This is a genomic window from Nonomuraea sp. NPDC049158, assembly GCF_040648335.1.
Lineage (GTDB): Bacteria > Actinomycetota > Actinomycetes > Streptosporangiales > Streptosporangiaceae > Nonomuraea.
Genome location: NZ_JBEZDM010000089.1, coordinates 1 through 2,437, shown reverse-complemented (window position 1 = coordinate 2,437; position 2,437 = coordinate 1). Strand labels below are relative to the sequence as shown.

Annotated in this window: 1 protein-coding gene; it reads right to left on the bottom strand. The window is 71.6% G+C overall.

The window, feature by feature from the left end; genetic code table 11:
* Nucleotides 1-65: 65 nt before the first annotated feature.
* A partial coding sequence (infB, locus tag AB0B61_RS57405) for a translation initiation factor IF-2 (RefSeq protein WP_358450839.1) occupies nucleotides 66-2,437 on the bottom strand: 2,372 nt, incomplete at its 5' end.

Genomic DNA, 2,437 nt, shown 5'->3' with positions numbered 1-2,437 from the left:
TGGCTCCCGGGCGGGGGGGGGGGGGCGCGGGGGGGGGGGGGGCCGCCCCCCCCCCCGGCCGCGTGTTACGCGCGCGGCTTCTCCCGCATCTCGAACGTCTCGATGACGTCGTCGATCCGGATGTCGCTGTAGCCGACCCCGATACCACACTCGAAGCCATCGCGGACTTCGGTCGCGTCGTCCTTGAAGCGACGCAGCGACGAAACGGTGAGGTTGTCGGCGACGACGACGCCATCGCGGATGATCCGGGCCTTGCTGTTGCGCACGATCGTGCCGGAGCGGACCAGCGAACCGGCGACGTTGCCGATCTTCGGCACCTTGAAGACCTCGCGGACTTCGGCGGTGCCCATCTGGACCTCTTCGAACTCGGGCTTGAGCATGCCCTTGAGCGCCGCTTCGATTTCCTCGATCGCCTGGTAGATGACCGAGTAGTAGCGGATGTCGACGCCCTCGCGCTCGGCCAGGTCGCGCGCCCGGGGCTCAGGCCGGACGTTGAAGCCGATGATGACCGCGTTGTCGTCGGCGACGGCCAGGTTGACGTCGTACTCGGTGATCGCACCGACGGCGCGGTGCAGGACACGGAGCCTGACCTCGTCGCCGACATCGATCTTGAGCAGGGCGTCTTCCAGGGCTTCCACCGAACCGGACACGTCACCCTTGATGATGAGCTTGAGCTCGTCGACGCGACCCTTCTCGAGGTTGCTGAACAGCTCCTCGAGGGTCAGGCGACGGCTCGACCTCGCCATGTCGGCGCTGCGCTTGCGCGCCGCGCGCTGCTGGGCGATCTGACGGGCCATCCGGTCGTCGGTGACGACGATGAAGTTGTCACCCGCGCCCGGCACAGCCGTCAGACCCATCACCAGGACGGGACGGGACGGCGTGGCCTCTTCGACCAGGTCGCCGTTGTCGTCGAGCATCGCCCGGACGCGGCCGTAGGCCTCGCCACAGACGATCGAGTCGCCGACGCGCAGCGTGCCGCGCTGGACCAGGACCGTCGCCGTAGGGCCGCGGCCCTTGTCGAGGTGAGCCTCGATCGCGAGGCCCTGAGCGTCCATCGCCGGGTTGGCGCGCAGGTCGAGCTCGGCGTCCGCGGTGAGCAGGATGGCCTCGAGCAGCTGCTCGATGCCGGTCCCGTTCTTGGCGGAGATGTCGACGAACAGCGTCGAGCCGCCGAACTCCTCCGCCACCAGGCCGTACTCGGTGAGCTGGGCACGGACCTTGTTGGGGTCGGCGCCCTCCTTGTCGACCTTGTTGACCGCGACCACGATCGGCACGTCGGCCGCCTGGGCGTGGTTGAGCGCCTCGATCGTCTGCGGCTTCACGCCGTCGTCGGCCGCGACCACCAGGACCGCGATGTCGGTCGCCTTGGCACCACGGGCACGCATGGCGGTGAACGCCTCGTGACCCGGGGTGTCGATGAAGGTGACCTTGCGCTCCTGGCCCTCGTGCTCGGTGGCGACCTGGTAAGCGCCGATGTGCTGGGTGATGCCACCCGCCTCGCGCGCCACCACGTTGGTCTTGCGGATGGCGTCGAGCAGCTTGGTCTTACCGTGGTCGACGTGACCCATGACGGTCACGACCGGCGGACGCGCGGCCAGGTCGGCCTCGTCGCCCTCGTCCTCGCCGAACTCGATGTCGAAGGCCTCGAGAAGCTCGCGGTCCTCCTCCTCCGGGCTGACGACCTGGATGTTGTAGTCGAGCTCGGAGCCGAGCAGCTGCAGCGTCTCCTCGTTGACCGACTGGGTGGCGGTCACCATCTCGCCGAGGTGCAGCATGATCTGCACCAGCGCGGCGGGATTGGCACCGATCCGGTCGGCGAAGTCGGACAGGGACGCGCCGCGCGGAAGGCGGATCGTCGCGCCGTTGCCGCGAGCGACCTGCACGCCGCCGATCGCCGGGGCCGACATGTTGTCGAACTCCTGGCGCCTCTGGCGCTTGGACTTGCGGCCACGCGTGGGACGGCCACCGGGACGCCCGAACGCGCCCGCCGTGCCGCCACCGCGGCCACGGCCGCCGCCACCGGGACGACCGGCGAAACCGCCGCCGCCACCGGGACCACCGGTGCTCGTGCCCGGACGACCGGCGCCACCGCCGCCACCGGGACGACCGGCGAAACCGCCGCCACCGCCACCGGGACGACCGCCGCCGCCACCGCCGCCAGGACGGCCACCGCCGCCACCGCCACCGGGACGACCGCCGCCACCACCGGGACGGCCACCGCCGCCGCCACCACCGGGACCGGCGGGACGACCCTGAGGCATCATCATCGGGTTGGGACGCGGACCGCCGGGACGGGGACCGCCCGCACCGGGACCGGGACGCGGGCCGGCCGCACCGGGCGGACCAGGACGCGGACCTGCCGCACCGGGCCTGCCGTCGCCGCCACGACCCTGCGGCGGACGCGGGGCCGCGCCGTCGCGCGGCGGACCGTCACGAC